At 58.7% G+C, this 16,390-nt stretch carries 19 protein-coding genes; all 19 read right to left on the bottom strand.

All coding sequences use genetic code 11. The features are described from left to right. Positions 1–8: 8 nt before the first annotated feature. On the bottom strand, positions 9–1,805 hold the full coding sequence (gene accB, locus ACUM6F_RS07790) for an acetyl-CoA carboxylase biotin carboxyl carrier protein (protein ID WP_479684215.1): 1,797 nt from the start codon (positions 1,803–1,805) through the stop codon (positions 9–11). Positions 1,806–2,003: 198 nt separating this feature from the next. After that, positions 2,004–2,519, bottom strand: coding sequence for a SpoIIIAH-like family protein (locus ACUM6F_RS07785; protein ID WP_425621916.1), 516 nt, complete (start codon positions 2,517–2,519; stop codon positions 2,004–2,006). Positions 2,520–2,541: 22 nt separating this feature from the next. Continuing rightward, positions 2,542–3,147 carry a hypothetical protein gene (locus ACUM6F_RS07780; RefSeq protein ID WP_425621917.1) on the bottom strand — a complete coding sequence of 202 codons (606 nt, stop codon included), beginning with the start codon at positions 3,145–3,147 and terminating at the stop codon, positions 2,542–2,544. A gap of 51 nt (positions 3,148–3,198) precedes the next feature. After that, positions 3,199–3,765 carry a stage III sporulation protein AF gene (locus tag ACUM6F_RS07775; protein WP_445348897.1) on the bottom strand — a complete coding sequence of 189 codons (567 nt, stop codon included), beginning with the start codon at positions 3,763–3,765 and terminating at the stop codon, positions 3,199–3,201. 33 nt (positions 3,766–3,798) lie between these two features. Next, complete coding sequence (spoIIIAE, locus tag ACUM6F_RS07770; protein WP_445348896.1) at positions 3,799–4,980, bottom strand: stage III sporulation protein AE; 1,182 nt, start codon at positions 4,978–4,980, stop codon at positions 3,799–3,801. Positions 4,981–5,010: 30 nt separating this feature from the next. Further along, the gene (gene spoIIIAD, locus ACUM6F_RS07765; RefSeq protein WP_426377431.1) at positions 5,011–5,388 is read right to left on the bottom strand and encodes a stage III sporulation protein AD; all 378 of its coding nucleotides are present in this window, start codon (positions 5,386–5,388) and stop codon (positions 5,011–5,013) included. A gap of 130 nt (positions 5,389–5,518) precedes the next feature. After that, entirely contained in the window at positions 5,519–5,722 is a 204-nt protein-coding gene (gene spoIIIAC / locus ACUM6F_RS07760; RefSeq protein WP_425621921.1) for a stage III sporulation protein AC, read from the bottom strand. A gap of 13 nt (positions 5,723–5,735) precedes the next feature. Further along, on the bottom strand, positions 5,736–6,197 hold the full coding sequence (locus tag ACUM6F_RS07755) for a stage III sporulation protein AB (protein WP_445348895.1): 462 nt from the start codon (positions 6,195–6,197) through the stop codon (positions 5,736–5,738). Beyond that, complete coding sequence (gene spoIIIAA / locus ACUM6F_RS07750) at positions 6,082–7,242, bottom strand: stage III sporulation protein AA (RefSeq protein WP_445348894.1); 1,161 nt, start codon at positions 7,240–7,242, stop codon at positions 6,082–6,084. The genes ACUM6F_RS07755 and spoIIIAA overlap by 116 nt, the downstream gene beginning before the upstream one ends. Positions 7,243–7,367: 125 nt before the next feature. After that, complete coding sequence (locus ACUM6F_RS07745) at positions 7,368–7,769, bottom strand: CD1247 N-terminal domain-containing protein (protein ID WP_425621924.1); 402 nt, start codon at positions 7,767–7,769, stop codon at positions 7,368–7,370. 196 nt (positions 7,770–7,965) lie between these two features. Next, complete coding sequence (efp, locus tag ACUM6F_RS07740; RefSeq protein WP_425621925.1) at positions 7,966–8,523, bottom strand: elongation factor P; 558 nt, start codon at positions 8,521–8,523, stop codon at positions 7,966–7,968. Positions 8,524–8,569: 46 nt separating this feature from the next. Continuing rightward, positions 8,570–9,640 (bottom strand): M24 family metallopeptidase, encoded by a 1,071-nt coding sequence (locus tag ACUM6F_RS07735; RefSeq protein WP_445348893.1) that lies wholly within the window; start codon positions 9,638–9,640, stop codon positions 8,570–8,572. After that, positions 9,640–10,086: a type II 3-dehydroquinate dehydratase gene (aroQ, locus tag ACUM6F_RS07730; RefSeq protein ID WP_445348892.1), complete on the bottom strand. Its 447-nt coding sequence runs from the start codon at positions 10,084–10,086 to the stop codon at positions 9,640–9,642. Before aroQ ends, ACUM6F_RS07735 begins: the two co-directional genes overlap by 1 nt. A gap of 45 nt (positions 10,087–10,131) precedes the next feature. Then, complete coding sequence (locus ACUM6F_RS07725; RefSeq protein WP_445348891.1) at positions 10,132–11,478, bottom strand: TldD/PmbA family protein; 1,347 nt, start codon at positions 11,476–11,478, stop codon at positions 10,132–10,134. Between the two features lie 194 nt (positions 11,479–11,672). After that, a complete protein-coding gene (locus ACUM6F_RS07720; protein ID WP_445348890.1) occupies positions 11,673–13,148 on the bottom strand; it encodes a TldD/PmbA family protein in 1,476 nt (491 codons plus the stop codon). A gap of 136 nt (positions 13,149–13,284) precedes the next feature. After that, positions 13,285–14,034 carry a type 4a pilus biogenesis protein PilO gene (gene pilO, locus ACUM6F_RS07715; RefSeq protein ID WP_445348923.1) on the bottom strand — a complete coding sequence of 250 codons (750 nt, stop codon included), beginning with the start codon at positions 14,032–14,034 and terminating at the stop codon, positions 13,285–13,287. After that, the gene (locus ACUM6F_RS07710; protein WP_445348889.1) at positions 14,034–14,843 is read right to left on the bottom strand and encodes a PilN domain-containing protein; all 810 of its coding nucleotides are present in this window, start codon (positions 14,841–14,843) and stop codon (positions 14,034–14,036) included. Before ACUM6F_RS07710 ends, pilO begins: the two co-directional genes overlap by 1 nt. Then, positions 14,840–15,904, bottom strand: coding sequence for a pilus assembly protein PilM (gene pilM / locus ACUM6F_RS07705; protein WP_445348888.1), 1,065 nt, complete (start codon positions 15,902–15,904; stop codon positions 14,840–14,842). The genes ACUM6F_RS07710 and pilM overlap by 4 nt, the downstream gene beginning before the upstream one ends. A gap of 44 nt (positions 15,905–15,948) precedes the next feature. Then, positions 15,949–16,390, bottom strand: a 442-nt coding sequence (locus tag ACUM6F_RS07700; protein WP_445348887.1) for a hypothetical protein, incomplete at its 5' end; no start/stop codon positions are given.

Genomic DNA, 16,390 nt, shown 5'->3' with positions numbered 1-16,390 from the left:
CTCCTGTCTTACTTCTTGGCGATTACAAACAGCGGCTGGCCGTACTCCACCGGCTGGCCGTTTTCGGCCAGGATATCGATAATTTCGCCGGCGGTGTCTGCTTCGATCTCGTTCATCAGCTTCATGGCTTCGATAATGCAGAGGACCTGTCCTTCACTGACCACATCGCCTTTCTCGACAAAGGGCGGTGCGTCGGGCGCGGGAGTGCGGTAAAAGGTGCCGACCATGGGCGCCACGACGGTCACCGTCTCCACGGCGGGTTCCTCAATCGCCGCCGGGCGGGCAGCCGGTTCCGCAGCAGCCGCGGGCGCCTGGACCGTTAACGCGGTGCCCGCAGACGGCTGCTCGATAAGTTTCCCCTTCTTGATGGCGACGCGCACTCCCTGGCTTTCCAGGGAAAACTCCGTGATGTCGGTCTCGTCCAGAAGCCTGATCAGTTCGCGAATTTCTTCAAGATTCACTTTTCTTTCCTCCTTGCCCCCGGCCTGCGAGCTCGTCTTGGAACCAGCCACCGGGGCCGGCGCAACCGGGGCGGATCCGTTCCCCGAACGCTCTTCAAAAAACTTCTTGGCTACCTGGGGGAAAAGGGCGTATGAAAGCACGTCCTCCTCCGACATGGCTAAATCCCTGATTTCTTCCCTCATTTTTTCCAATCTCGGCTCAAGCAAGTCTGCCGGACGCACGGTTATAGGTTGCCGGTCCCCCAGGATCTTTTTGGCCAGTTCCTTGTCAATGGGAGCCGGCGGACTGCCATAGAGCCCTGCCACATAGTCCTTGACCTGAGCCGGAACGAGCTTATACCTCTCCCCGGACAGGACGTTAAGCACGGCCTGCGTACCGACGATCTGGCTGGTCGGCGTGACCAGCGGCGGGTAACCCAGTTCGGCGCGGACGCTGGGAATCTCGGCGAGAACTTCCTCAAGCCGGTTCAGCGCCTTCTGCTCGCTCAACTGTGACACAAGGTTTGAGATCATTCCGCCGGGCACCTGGTGGTCAAACACCCGCATGTCGTGAATCCGCGTAACCCCGCGTTCAAACCCGCGGCGGCGGCGCAGTTCCTCAAAGTACTCGGCGATCTCAAACAGGAGGCGGATGCTCAGGCCGGTGTCGTAAGGCGTCCCCTTCAGTGCCCGGACCACCGTCTCCACAGGCGGCTGCGATGCGCCGAAGGCCATCGGGACGCTGGCGGTGTCGATAACGTCAACGCCTGCTTCGGCGGCCTTGAGGTAAGCGCCGACAGCCATGCCGCCGATATAGTGGCAGTGAAGGTGGATGGGCAGCCCGATCCTCTCCTTGAGGCGCCCCACCAGCTCTTCAGCCTTGTAAGGGGCAAGCAAACCGGCCATGTCCTTGATGCACAGGGAGTCAGCACCCAACTCAGCCAGTTGTTCGGCCCTTTCGATATAATGCTCCGTGGTGTGCACCGGGCTTAAAGTATAGACCACGGTAGCCTGGACGTGCGCTCCCGCCCGCTTGGCTGCCTGCATTGCCGCAGTCATATTCCGGATATCGTTCAAGGCGTCGAAAATGCGGATGATGTCGATACCATTGGCTACAGACCGCTCCACGAAGGCTTCCACGACGTCGTCCGGGTAGTGGGCGTAGCCCACCAGCGATTGCCCGCGCAGCAGCATCTGCAGGGGTGTGTTCTTAACACGCTCCTTCAAAAGGCGGAGGCGCTCCCAGGGGTCCTCGTTCAGGTAACGCATGCAGACGTCGAACGTTGCGCCGCCCCACACCTCGAGGGAATAATAACCCACTTTATCCAGTTTCTCCACGATGGGCAACATATCCTCTGTTTTCATCCTTGTGGCCCATAGACTCTGGTGGGCGTCCCGGAGCGTGGTGTCAGTCACTCGAGGCAATCTTTTCCCCTCCCAAAATAAATGTTGGGCTGTCAATGGAACAACCCAACACGGATTCTCTGGTACATGCTTTATTATAGCGGCCGCCTAAGGCTTTGGGAACCAAGCACCGAGAAGTATACAATACACTTACTACACTTACTCCACACCCGCAATGACCATCACGTTTTCGCTGGCCACCGATGCCCCCCTGGACACGATATTGATGACGCTCGCCGTTTGCTCCTCCGTCAGCCTGCAGGGCAACACGACCGTAACCATCTTCCCCTGGAAGAAGACAATGGCGTCGCTGAAGCCGCGCGCGCGCAGGATATTCTCAATACTTACTTCCCGTTCAATGTCCTGGCTGATCTCCAGCAGGCGGGCCTGAGCCTTTTCACGGGCTTCCTGCCCCGCGTTCGGATCCCCGGTGATATCCTTGAGAAGCTCCACCTGGCGGCTGCGGGAGCGCTCCCGTTCCATCCGGTACTCCACGAAGAAGTCGTTCTCAGCCGGCAGGGTGTCCCGGTCGTCGACCGTAACCGGCACCGTCACGGGGACGGCGGGAGCGTCGCTCTCGGCGGTCCCGAGACTCCAGAACACCAAGCAGAGGACGAGCGCCAGGCCTGCAATGATCACGCTCAACAGTCCTTTACGCACCATGAAAAGGCGCATGCCTCGACACCTCCATTCATGCCTAGAATTTCTTGGGCAGGATCATGATCTTGTGGGGCTCCACCCCCAGAGCCGTTACCGTCGCCTCGAAGAGTTCGCTTTTCGTCTTCGGGTTGCGGGCGCCCTCGGCGACGACAAGGACGCCCACGACGCGGGGAGCAAGTTCCCGCTCCACAACAGGGTCCTGCACTCCCGCTGCGGCCTGCACGACGACGAGCTGGTTGGACTCGTTGTTCTCGGTGGTGGTCCTGTGCCCGCCGTTCTTGTCGGTTTCCTCGGTCACCCGCTTATCGACGCTCGCGTTCACCGCGAAATGGGATCTGCTGGAGCCGTCAAGCTTTATGCTGACCTCGACCTCTCCGGCCCCCGAAATCTGTGAGAGCATCGCTTCCAGCCTGGTCTCCAGCTGCTCCTCTTCGCTTTGCGTCTTGCTGATTTGCGGCGACGAGTGGGTTTTGGCATCCTTATCCTCGTTCACGACCACGGCCCCCGTGGGCGCACTCGCGCCGGGGATATTAACCAACAACAGACTCAGGCCGATCACGGCCAGGGCGATCAGCTTTAAGTTTTGCTGGAGGCGTTTTCCTTGTCCAAGGTAACGCGCAACGATTTTTCGAAAATCCCCCATGTTCAACACCTCCTGATGGTTTCAAAACTTCCGGCGGACAAGGGCGAAGCTTTAATCTTTGATTACGGTCACCTGTTCAAGGTTCAAGCTATAGAAATCGGCAATCGTGGTTCGGAGCTGTTCAGCCCAATCCGTTTGCTCTTCTTTCCCCGCTCCTTTGCCGATTTTAACCTCCAGCACGTCTGGGGGAGGCCGCGAAACCACCAGGACGATCTCCTCAATCCTGACCGGCGTGCTGCTCTCCTCACTGTCCAGCCGGACTTCCACGTTGAGAACCTCCACGTCCGGGTGCATGCCGGCCAGTGCTTTGATCTGGCGGCACAAGCCATCCTCGTAGTTGATCAGCGCCTGCTCCTTGCTCTTCTCCCACATGCGCTGGCCCTGGTCAAAAGACGTGCCCGCCACCGCCTTTGTTTCCTCGATGGAAAGAGCTGCAAAATCCTGGGCCAGGCTCTGCCAGGGCCGGGCCAGGGCCTGCACGACGGCAACGATGACCAGGAGCCCGAAGACCATCTTTACGTACCGCCGCATATCCCCCGGCGGGAGCAACAATTCGAGGAAAAGCGCCAAAACGGCGAGGACGACGAGTTCCCTTACCAGCACCTTGACGGCTTCCAAGCAAGCACCCCCTCTTGCTATCCTATCGTTTTCTCACCGCAGCATGACGTTGATGCTTCCGATGCCGGTGACGATCGCCAGGGCGAAGAAAAAGAGAATGCCGCAGGTGGCCACTACCGCGAATACGGCGACCATGTTGTTGCCCAGCGTGTTCATAAGGTCGGCCAGCCTGTTCTCTCCCAGGGGCTGTACAAGGGCGGCGGCCAGCTTGTAGATGACGACCAGGCCTAAAATCTTCAGCAACGGAAAGATGGCGATCAGGAAAACAACCAGCAGGCCCGCCATGCCTACCCCGTTTTTAACCAGCAGCGACGACCCGCTTATGGCGTCCATCGTATCCGCGAAAACCTTCCCGACCACCGGGATGAAGGTGCTCGTCGCCAGTTTGGCCGTCCGGTAGGCCAGGCCCTCGGTGACGGCTCCGGCGACGCCGTGGATCGAGAGGATGCCCAGAAAGATGCTGGTCAAGAGGCCCATGATGCCCAGCCCGACCCACTTCAGAAAATCGGCCAGCCGGGACAGTGAGAAACCCTCCGCCAGGTGGCTGGCCATACCCAGGACGGCCGAAAAAAAGAGGAGCGGGAAAACCACGGTCGCGATGATTGTCCCGGCGAAGTTGACCACCATCAATACGGCCGGATGGAACAAGGCCGCCGTGGCGAAACTTCCAAGGGCGCAGAGCAGCACGACCATTACGGGCAGGATGGCGTGCATGAAGTTGACCATGCCGTTTACCGCTTCGCGCCCGGCATCCAGCGCCACGACAAAAGAACTTATGGCCAGGGTGATCAATACAAGGTAGACAGCCGACTGGGCGACCTTGCTGGCCGTTGCTTTTTCAAAGGCGCTGCTGACGTTATTGAGCACGGCGCAGATGACGGCCAGGATCACCAGCTTGCCGAGCAGCACGGCGTTGCCCACCAGCTCCTTGAAAAGGTACCTGTACAGCACGCCGGCAAGTTCAGCCGGGGAGGTCCCCAGGTCGCCCTTGATCAACGAGCGCACAAGCTGGCTGAATTCCAAATCCGGTAAAGCCTCGCGCACTTCCCTGTCCAGGGCTCGCGTAACAGTGTTGACCTTGTCCAGGTCGACCTCACCGATCACCTCTTCGGGGGTGGGAAGAAGCGGGCCGTCCTCAGTCCGGCCTTCGGCCCGGCACACCGAGGGGGTAACGAGAAGCAAAAGCCAGAGAAAAATCATTGCCTTTTTAATCATCCGTAACGCCCCAAACATTTCGGGATTTATCTACTCGATGATCCGCATCAGGGTGTCGAGCACCGCCAGGACAACCGGCACCGCGAGGACGAGGATCAAAATCTTGGCGGCGAACTCGATCTTTGCGCCCAAGGCCCCCTCACCCGCGTCGCGGCAAATCTGCGCCCCGAAATCGGCAATGTAGGCAATTCCCACGATTTTCAGCACCACCCCTAGATAGACCAGGTTTACGTTAGCCCGTGCCGCCAGGTCGTTGAAGACGTTAACGACGGCGCCGATTTTCCGGAGCATCAGCAGGAAAATGACCGCCCCGGCGACAAGGCTGACGATCAAGGCCATTTCCGGTTTTTGTTGGCGCAGCGTAACGGCGAAAACCAGCGTTACCAAAGCAAACCCAAAAATCTGCACGATTTCCAACCCGAATCACCTCGTATTGACAGGCGGGTTATAAAGTCAGAAGCGAAAATGTCAAGAGAGAATTCGCACTCACAAATTCCTTTAAGTACCGACCTCACACATCCCACTTCACACTTCCCAATTAGAACAGGCGGAAGACCGATTGCACCTGGTTGAAAAGGTCGGCGAGGATACGTACCACAAAGAAGAGCGCCGCCGCCAGACCGAAAAGGGTAACCCAGGGGGCAAAGGACTCCTTCCCCGCCTCTTTCAAAACGTTGTGGGCGATCGCGACCACAATGCCGATGCCTACGATTTTCAAAATGATGCCGATGTTTGCGTCCACGCTCTTCCCCCTCTCAGAGAATGACCAGAACGATTGCTATACCGCCCAGGAACCCCAGGTACTGCCATAGCCTGACGTTCTTTAAAGCTTCCTCCTCCGCCCGGATGCGCGTCGCCTTGAGATGTTCCATCGTGAGGCGGATATGCCGCACCTGGTCCTCGCACCCCGATCCTCCCAGGACAGGCCCTAATCCCCTGAGGACTCCCACATCCTCGCCTTGCAGCGCGGAATCGGGCACAAAAGCGTCGATCGCCTTTTGCCAGGCGTCTGTAGCCGTGATCCCCGTGCCCGTCGCCAGCTCGTCCCTCGCGTACCCGAACAGGCCGGACACCAGCGGGTCGGTCCGCTGGGCGACGCTGTCAAAGGCCTCCGCCAGGGGAGTCGCCCCGTAGGAAATCTCGGTCTCGAGCACGGCCAGGGCGGTCTCCAGGGCCCTCAGTTCCCTGGGACGCCTGGCATAACGCTGGGCGACCATGATCCCGTAAACGCCCGTTGCCGCTATGACCATCAGGCTCCCTAAAAGCTTCAGCATTAACGGTTACGCCTCCTAAAGCCTTCATTGTCCGGCCGTCGATGATTTCCCTGACCGTACCGGGCCCGTTGTCGTTGCCCAGCAAGATGAATCTTTCTATTATACGAAGGCCCGTCATATAGCGGAGGGCCGGCCTCCGCTCCAGCTCCTCAATCGTCCGGGCGTGCACCGTGGCGATAATGGTCACCCCGGTGTTGAGGGCTTCCTCAAGAGCCGCAATGTCTTCACTTCTCCCGATCTCATCAGTGGCGATGACCTCGGGCGAAAAGGCCCTGAGTAAAAGCATCATGCCCTCGGCCTTGGGACAGGCGTCCAGGACATCGGTGCGGGGACCCACATCCCGTTGCGGAACGCCCTTGTAGCAGCCCGCGATTTCGGAACGCTCGTCCACCAGCCCAACCGTCACCCCCCTGAAACCAAGAGCCGGTATCCCGCAAGAAATCTGGCGGACCACATCCCTCAGGAGCGTGGTCTTGCCGCAACGCGGGGGGGAAACGATCAGCGTGTGTTTTACGCGGTCCCGCTCCACCAAATAGGGGAGAACCCTGTCAGCGACGCCCGCCACCTCGCGCGATACGCGGAAATTCAGCGCCCAGACGTGTTTGATCGTCCGTATCTTCTTGTCATCCAGGAGCACCTTGCCGGCTATGCCCACCCGGTGGCCCCCGCTGACGGTTACAAAGCCGTTCCGGAGTTCGTCCTCCACAGAGTACAGGGAAGACCTTGTAACCAATTGCGTCGTGCGGTACACATCGTCGGCCGTTACCCGGTAAGACCCCGTAACCGACGGCAGCAGATCCCCGTTTTCGCTGACGAACACGTCACCCCGGCAGAGCCTGATGTTCAAAGGCTGGCCGATCCGCAGCCTGATTTCCTCGACCTTTTCCCAAGCAACCCCAGGGATTCGGGACAGGGTCCTGCGGATCGTGTCGGGGAAGAAAGCCATGATTTCTTCCGCAGCCGTTTCCTTCCTGCTGTCGCCGCCCATAGACACCTCCCTGGATTACTCCTCCGGAGCATCGCCTTTAAGGATAGATATGAAGCAGACCTGCCAGCTTATACCAATAAAAAAGCGGCGCTCATCAAGAGCGCCGCCGGGCGTCGATATGTATCCTAGTCCGCTTTCATATGCTCGTGATGCGAGGCTTCGCCGTTAAGCATGATCGCCTCGTCACAGTTGGGGCACGTAATCGATTCCACATCGCCGTCTTCGAAAACTTCGCTGTCCACGCAGACCAGGTGTTCGCACTTGGGACATTCCACCTCGTAATATCCTGCGTCTTCGTCAGCCGTTCTGTTAAACTGGGTTTCCAGGTTGTAAAGGTCCTCGTCGATACTCTCCAGATAATCTTCGAGGCTGTCCTGTGCGTCCTCGAGGTTATCCACCGCATCAGCGAACTCGCCAAGGACCTCAACGATGCCGTCGAGAAGTTTTCCTTCTTTGCTGTCCTCGGGCAAGTTAAGCCCCGCCGCCAAACCTTCCAGGTATGCCACTTTTGCTTTAAGATCAGACAAATTTTTTGCCCCCCTTCGACGGTCATATTATTACCCGTTCAAAGGGGAGTAATACCACCTGCGTGACGCACGTGGTATTACTCATCGCTATTAGCTGTTAGATATTGGAAACAATCATAAAAGGAATTTGCCTATGCCAAATCCCTGTGATTCTCCAACGTCCAAAGTCTAACGTCCAACGTCTACATCAAACGGGCTACGCCCGTTTGATGTATTGTCCGGTTCGCGTGTCTATCTGCAGGACATCGCCGACCTCGATGAAGAACGGGACGTTAACCACCAGCCCGGTCTCCAGCGTTGCGGGCTTAGAGCCGCCGGAGGCGGTATCGCCCTTGATTCCGGGCGTGGTTTCGACCACGGTAAGCTCGACGGTATTCGGCAGGTCGATGCCGATGACCTTGCCCTGGTAGAAGACGACGAAGACGTTCATGTTGTCCTTTAGAAACTTCGTGGCCGGTCCGAGCTCCGCGGCGGTGAGGGTGGCCTGCTCATACGTCTCGGTATCCATGAAGTTGTAGTTCTCGCCGTCGTTGTACAGGTACTGCATTTCCCGGCGCTCCAAGTGCGCCTTGGGTAGTTTCTCCCCGGCGTTGAAGGTTCTTTCGACCACGGCCCCCGTACGCAGGTTCCGGAGTTTGGAGCGGACGAACGGGGAACCCTTGCCAGGCTTGACGTGCAGAAAATCGATAACCTGGTAGGCGTCCCCGTCAATTTCGATCGTCAGACCGGTGCGAAAATCGTTAGTTGAGATCAAAGTCCCGCCTCCTCGCAAAACTTTATGCCTGTCTACCCGCCCTAAATTATAGCAAAACCAGGTTTTGTTTGGGAGTTCTAGTTAGAACTTCCGCCCCGTGTTCACGCACCACAACGACGTCCTCGATGCGGACGCCGCCCCTGCCCGGCAGGTAAATGCCCGGCTCAACCGTTACAACGTTCCCCGCCGCGAGGGTGCGCTGCTCGTTCGCGCTCAGCCGGGGGCTTTCGTGGATCTCGAGCCCCAGGCCGTGACCGGTGCTGTGCCCAAAGTATTCCCCGTAGCCGTAACCAGATATGATGTCACGCGCCGCGGCATCAACCTCCGCGCAGGTTGCGCCCGGCCTTATGGCGTTGATGGCCGCCAGCTGGGCCTTCAAGACGATATCGTAGATCTCGGTCTGCCATGGCTCCGGTTCCCGCCCGAGGAGCACCGTGCGCGTAAAATCCGAACAGTACCCTTGATAAACGCACCCGCAGTCGACGACCACGAGCTCCCCTTCGCGCATTACCTTTTCGGAAGCGACCCCATGGGGCATGGCCGAGCGTTCTCCCGAAGCGACGATGATCTCGAACGATGTCCCCGAAGCGCCGGCAAGGCGCATCCGGTACTCTATTTCGACTGCCACTTCGCGCTCCTGGCGCCCTGGCGCCAGAGCCGTCAGGAGCTCAAAAACGTCGTCGACCAGGGATACCGCCTTGCGGACGACGGCGATCTCCTCTTCGTCTTTGATCTCCCGCAAAGACTCCACCATCCCGCGTGTCGGCCGCAGTTCGGTCTGTCCGGCTGTTTCCTTTAAGGCGCTGTATTGCTGGTAAGTGAGGTGCTCGCCTTCAAAGCCCAGAACCCGGACATCCAGTTCGTCCAGCGCCTGCGCCAGGCGTTCGACCCACGAGCGTTCGACCCGCAGAACATTAAAATCCGGGCATTCCACCCGGACCTGCTCCAGGTAACGGAAGTCTGTCAGGAGGTACGCCTCCCGCATGCCGATCAGCAAAACACCGGTCGTGCCGGTAAAGCCGCTCAGGTAGCGCCGATTATGGCTGCCGGTCACCAGCAGGTACGGCAGGCCTTCGGTCTCCATCGCCCTTCGCAGGGCTTCCACGCGTTTGTGCATTAACCAGCCGTTCCTTTCCCGGCCAGGGCCACCGCGGCCCTGAGGCCCAATAGGTAGCTGTCCGGGCCAAAGCCGGAGATCTGGCCCGCCGCTGCGGGCGCGAGCACCGAGTGGCGGCGGAACTCTTCCCTGGCGTGAATATTGGAGAGATGCACTTCGACCACCGGGATGCCGACAGCCGCGATCGCGTCCCTGAGCGCGTAGCTGTAATGGGTAAAGGCGCCGGGGTTAAAGACGACAGCGTCGAAACGGTCGTCCGCCGCCTGCAGCTTATCGACCAGCGCCCCTTCGCTGTTGGACTGGTAACACTCCACCATTGCTCCCAGTTCGCGCCCGAGAGCGGTAACGGCACTGTTTATCTCCTCCAGCGTGGCCGTACCGTAAACCTGGGGCTCACGCTTGCCCAGCAGATTGAGGTTCGGCCCGTGGAGGACGAGAATACGCACCTTCATCATCTCTCCCCTAAACCGTCTATATAACTCCAGGTCCTCTTAGCTCCCGCTGAGGGCCATCTTTTCCACTCTGATCATCGGAGAACCCTTACCCCCGAGAAAGCGCAGGTCATCCCCCACGGCATCAATGCCGGAAAGCAGTTCCTTGATGTTGCCGGCTATCGCCACCCCGCGTACCGGCTGCGCCAACTGTCCCTCGCTGATCCAGATGCCCGCGGCCCCGACGGAGAAGTCGCCGGATATCGGGTTCGCCGTGTGCATACCCATGACCTCGGTGATGTACATCCCCTGTTTGGTCTCGCCGATGATAGCTTCGGCTTTGCGGGTTCCGGGCGCAATGTAGAAGTTTGTAGTTCCGACCTCCGGCGTGCTCTTGAAAGACCCCCGGACCCCGTTGCCCGTAGACCTTGTCTTTCCGTCCTTGGCGGCCGTATAGGTGTTGTGCAGGTAACCCCGGAGCACGCCCCCGTCGATAAGCACCGTTCTCTGCGTCGGCACGCCCTCTCCGTCGAAGGGGGCCGTCCTGATGCCGCCCTCGTAAGTGCCGTCGTCGATAAGAGTGATCAGCGGCGAAGAAACCTGTTCGCCCACGCGGCCCGCAAAAAGAGACCGCCCTTTTTGGACAGCTTCGGCGGTAAGCGAAGGGGCGATCACGCCCAGCAAGCTGACCACCACATAGGGATCGAGCACGACCGGAATCCTGCAACTGCCCTGCGTCCGCGAGCCCAGCATGCGCACGGCGCGCTCGGCAGCCTCCCGCCCGATCTTCACGGGATCCAGTTCCGCAATGCGGCGCCGGTAATCAACGGCAAATCCGGTCTGGTTCTCGCCCCCGTCCTGGGCGGTCAAGGCCATGTAAAGGCCGCAGAGGGCGGCCCGGTAGTAACTTTCCATACCCTCCGAGCTGACCAGCCCCACCTCTATTTCACCGTCGTGGTACGTCGAGCTCTCGATAACCTTAACTCTTTTGTCGAAGGCCCGCGCTGCGCGTTCCATTTCTATAGCGAGTTCGATCTTTTTCTCGACGTTCGTCGTTTGCAGCTCGCGATCAAAAAGGCTCATTTCGGGATAGCCGTCTGTCCTGGTCGGAAAACTGTAAAACTCGTCAGGCGCGGTCTGGCCGGCGTTGGCTACCGCCTGCGCGGCAATCTCCTCTATGCCCGACGGCGTCAGGTTGGTCGTAAAGGCGAACCCGAACTGCCGCCCGCGCAGCACCCGCAAGCCAAGCCCTCTCTCCTCCGCGCTCTTGATCGTTTCGATTCGCTGCTCCCTGACCTCGATTTCCAGTTCCTTGCTTCTGCTGACGTAGGCTTCCGCAGAGTCGGCCCCGCGCTCCACCGCCTTCGACACAGCGGCCTGAGCGAGATTAAGAAAATCAATGGTCATCACAGGCTTCCTTTCCCATTTAGCAGTGACGGTTATAGTATGTCTCCTTATCCGCCGCTTAGAAGTTGTTCGCCGCAATCCGTCAAAACCCTGCTATCTATTTCCAGGCACAGCCTTCTACCCGGCAGGCAAAGACTCCCGCAGCAAACGGGAGCCTAGTTCTGAGTTCCAACACTAATACCTAATACCAAGCATCAGAGCCTCCGGATGCGCGGCTCTCTCATCAACTCCCGGAAGTCTTTTTTATTTGCTCCAGATCCTCCCGGGCTGCCTCCGGTGCCGCCGACGACGATGGGGCATTCCTGCTGCTGCCCGAAAGACATCGTCGGCTGGGCGTCGCTCACCGGCACTCCCTGGCCGTCCTTGCCGCAGGTCCCGATCGTGAACCCGAGATCCTTCCCGACCCTTTCCACCTTGGCGAGGACCTCGGGCCCGTTTCCGGTAAGGGTGGCGCCCCTGACCATGCTGCCGACGTCGCCGTCCTCGATCAGGTACCCTTCAGCCACTTCGAAGACGAAGTCACCATTGGTCGTATTGACCTGCCCGCCGCCCATTTTGCGCACCAGAAGCCCCCTCTTGGCTTCACGCAGGATGTCGCGGGGGTCTTCCTTCCCAGGGGCGATGCAGGTGTTTCCCATCCGCGGGATGGGCTTGTGCTGGTACGATTCCCGCCGGCCGTGCCCGTTGGACCGCCGGCCTTCTTTCCCCGCCGTCAAACGGTCATAGAGGTAGTCCCTAAGTACGCCTTCCTCAATCAGCGTTACGGGAGCCGATCCGGTGCCCTCGTCATCAAAGGCGTAAGACCCGTATTTTCCGGGCATCGTGCTATCGTCAAAGACCGTGATCAGGGGACTGGCGACAACCTCTCCCCGCTTTCCCGCGTACACCGACAATTCCTTTTGTACAAGGTCGGCTTCGAGCCCGTGACCGCAGGCCTCGTGCACCATCGTCCCGCCGGCCTCGCTGGCCAGAATGACGGGCATCTTCCCGGATGGCGCGGGCTGGGCCGCGAGCAGGGCCACGGCGCGCCCGGCCGCTTTGCGCGCCATTTCCTCAGGGTACGCTGAATCCACAAGCTCAAAACCGGCCACCCCGCCCAGGGCATCGTAACCGGTTTGGATGACGCCCCCGTCGGCAGCCACGGCGTTCACCACCAAGCGGGTGCGTACCCGCGTATCCTCGACGAGCACTCCCTCGCTGTTGGCGATCTGCACGTGCTGGATAACGTCCCCGTAGCCCACGATAACCTGCTTGATCTTCTCCGCATCCACACCCCTCGCGGCCTGGTTTACCTTCTGGACCACCTCGACCTTGTCCTCTGTTTCAACTTCGTTCGGCAGGCGTTCAATGTCAAAGCTGATCGCCGGCTCGAGGCGGTTAAGGTCGATGTTGACATCCTTCCGGCTGCTCCCCGCAGCCCGGGCCACCACTCCGGCCGCGTCCAGGAGACCCTGGCGGTCGAGTTGGTTGGTGTAAGCGTAAGCAGTGGCCTCGCCGGCCAGCACCCTGATTCCGGCGCCGGCATCGAGGCCGGTCTGCACCCGTTCGATCTTGTTGTCTTCGCAGCTGATCCCCGTGATACGGCGATTTTCCACGAATATGTCGGCAAAATCGCCCCCGTTGGAGAGGGCCAGGTCCAGAACTTCCTTCAACAGCTGTTCATCAACCAAAAAGGATCACCTCTTGCAAATGTTTACCCGCCCGGCCGGTATAATATACCCGGGGGAAAACCGGCAAACAAGGGAAAAAGGGACGGCTGCCAAAAAACACCCGTTCCTTTTTCCAAAGACCTGAGTTATACCCGTACTACGCGTCGATGGACTCCTGGCCGGCCGGCCCCGCCGCCTGGGCCGGCGGGACGGGTAAAACCGGCAACCTGCCCGAGAAAAACGGGTTCGGACGGCCCAACGCCCAGCGTCTGACCTCTTCCATTTGCAGACGTGCAGTGGGAGTCGGCCGGGAGTAGAGCAGCAGTGTCATGCTTGCCGTTACCGTACCGTCGGGTACGGGTGATGGAGCGGAAAGAGAAAGACCATCCGCTCCCGGCGGGTACTGGTCAGCCGCATTTTCGGATTCATAACGCGTAACCTGGACATTGCGGAGTTCACTCAAGTTCGGCAGATTCTCCAGGTAACCAATCACCGCCGCCACCTGGGGGAACAAGCCCCTCAGCTCTATTTCGACGGGTAAAACCAGCACATATCCTTTATCTACAATGGCCAGTGGTTTAAACTTTAATACCAGGACCTGGTTTTCTTCCGTTATCCGGCTCAACTGAATGAGAAACTGGCCGTCCCGCATCTCGGTGTCGAACCTGGTGTTTAACTCGGCAGATCTTTTTCTGACTCTTTCGAGGGCCGCTTCTTCCTCCTCCAGGGAACTGGCCCGGGAGGACAGCCGGGAGATGAGAGCTCTGGCTTCGCCCAACTCGGTTTTTGTCTTCTGGTAAACCTGGATTTGGGGCATTAACACGAAACGGTAGCCGGCATAAATAAGGACCAGCAACAAAAAAAGCATAAGTATGGCCTTGCTCTTCTTATCCAGGCTACGTGCCATCAACCCCCACCGCCCCCTTTTAACCGGGCGGAAATGCTAAAAGTGGTGACGCCCTTTGCCTCATCAAATTTAATTTCGTTCAGGTCAACCTGAGAAAAATAGGGCAACTGTCCCAACTGATAAATCAATACCCCAACGGCAGCCAGGGATGTAGCATTACCTTTCAAGGTTAAAGTATCAGGCAGCGGGGGAATGGCATTCCCGTCCTCGCGCCGGACCTGGTTGCCTACCTGCCCTTGCTGCCCGCTTTCTTCGCCCTGGATTGCCGGCACGGTTGCCGATGCTCCGGACTGAGCAGATATCTGTTGGCGGGTATCACCTGTTACTAACTGACCGGTCTGCTGCAAATTGCCTTGCAAGAGAGAAGGAACGGAGCCGGGTTTTTGACCGGCAGTCCCGGCGGAACCGGCAGCTGCCTGACCCGTTCCCTGATCCGCCCCTGCGGCCTGCAATTGCAAGGCAGTCAGCCAGACTTCCCCGGGCACCACTTTATTTAGGTCCAGTAACATTTTGGACCAAGAGTGCCTTTCCCCAACTAGACGTTCCAGTTCACCGACCTCTGCTTCCAGTGTCTGGCGCTGCTTGCCGAGATCTTCCAGGCGAGCCACCGTTTCATTGAGACCGGGGACCTGCTGCTGTATAGCAGCCAACTCGGCACGCATGTGGTAAAAGTTTAACCCCCAAAAGATACAGGCGACACAAAGGCCGCCCGCGACCAGGGTGATTAAAGAAATCAGGGCCAGGCGTTTCGGTTCCAGCGGAGGCTCTGGTTGCAGTTCCGAAGGCAGAAGATTAACTCCGTACTTCACCGCACCACCTCCCGCAAAGCCAGACCCACCGCCACTGAAAAAACAGGATCCAGCGCCTGAGAAGGCTGCTTTACATCCCTGAAGGGCAGCACGGGAAAACCAGCTTCCACCTTGATTCCCAGTTCGCCGGCCAAAAAAGCGCTCAGCCCTGTGATTTTACTAAGATTACCAGTCATCACCAGAGTGGCTACCGGGTTATCCCGCTCCTGAAGCTGGTAGAAATCCAAAGAGCGGCGGATCTCCCGGACCAGATCGGCAAAAGCGGCAAAGTCCGCCAGTTCAAGGCGCGTGGGACCGCCTGGCGGGTGCTCCACGGCAGGTGCGGCCTCGCCCTTAATTGCCTTTATCTCCTCGGAGTACGGTTCAGGTCCACCCGGTGGTGGCTCAACAACACCGTAAGGCAACAGACCCCCCAACTCCACAGGTATGGTGCGGAGATAAACCAGTTCCTGTCCCTTGAGCACGATAAACTGGCCTGAAGAAAAACCCAGGTTCAAAACCGCCCTTACCCCTCCGTCGTGAACCGGGTAACCAAAGGAGCTGTGAAAGACCCGCCACAGGGCCAGGTGCTGCAGGTCAATGGCGGTAATTTTCAGGCCCGCCCGCTTAAAAGCTTCGTAGTAACCGTAAACGATCTCTTTTTGCACCGCCGCCAGGAGGACATTAATTTGCCCCTTTTCCTTCTCCGGACTGTCTCCTAAAACCACGGGCCGCAAGATCAGTTCGTCGACGGGCAGCGGCACCAGCCTCTCCGCCTCCCACACGGCCGCCTGTTCCAGTTCCTTTTGCGGCATTACCGGCAGTCGCAGTTGCCGGATGATCACCCCTCGGCCATCAATTGCGGTGATCACCCTCTTCCCAGCTCCCGGCGCTGATTTTAAAGCCGCCCTGAGCACGGCGGCCAGCTCATCTATCCCGCCCCCTTCCAGCAGTTCCGTACCGGGACCGGGGTGGCGGTGCAGCAACCTGCAAACCACCCCATGTCGACAGGATGAGAGGACGGCTATTTTTATTTCTCCCGAGTCAATATCAACGGCGGTAAAATCTTTCCCTTTAAGCATGACAACCTTCCAGACCAAATAGTCCGATTCGTTTTAAATTCGCTTTAACTAGGGAGGGGAGAAATGCGCACCCTTCCGGTAACGGGAGCCACAATGACACAATATTTTTTCCCGGTGAGTTTTTCTCTCAAGGTTACCGTACCTCCGCGGGGGACGGGAATGCCCCGGAGGTTGAACCCGAGTTTCTCGGATGGAAAATTGGTGAAATCTAGATCCAGGTAAACGGGCATACGCTGTTTTTCCCTGGATACATTGTTTTGCATTAAGTAATAAACTTCGTTGGCGGGATCAAACTGAACACTGTATGTAGAGAAGGTATCCCCTGCAGCCAAGGCCTGCTGCTGCCAGCCGCGAATGTCGGTGGCCATCTGCCGGGCGGCGCTGTACAGGGCATAATGGCTCAGGCCATTAAGTACGGCCGGTACCACGCTTAAACTCAACTTTGACAGCCAACACCCCTCCCGGGTCCGCGGAGCCTTGAAAATC

Source organism: Desulforudis sp. DRI-14, assembly GCF_052618305.1.
This window is presented reverse-complemented; position numbering and strand designations above follow the sequence as displayed.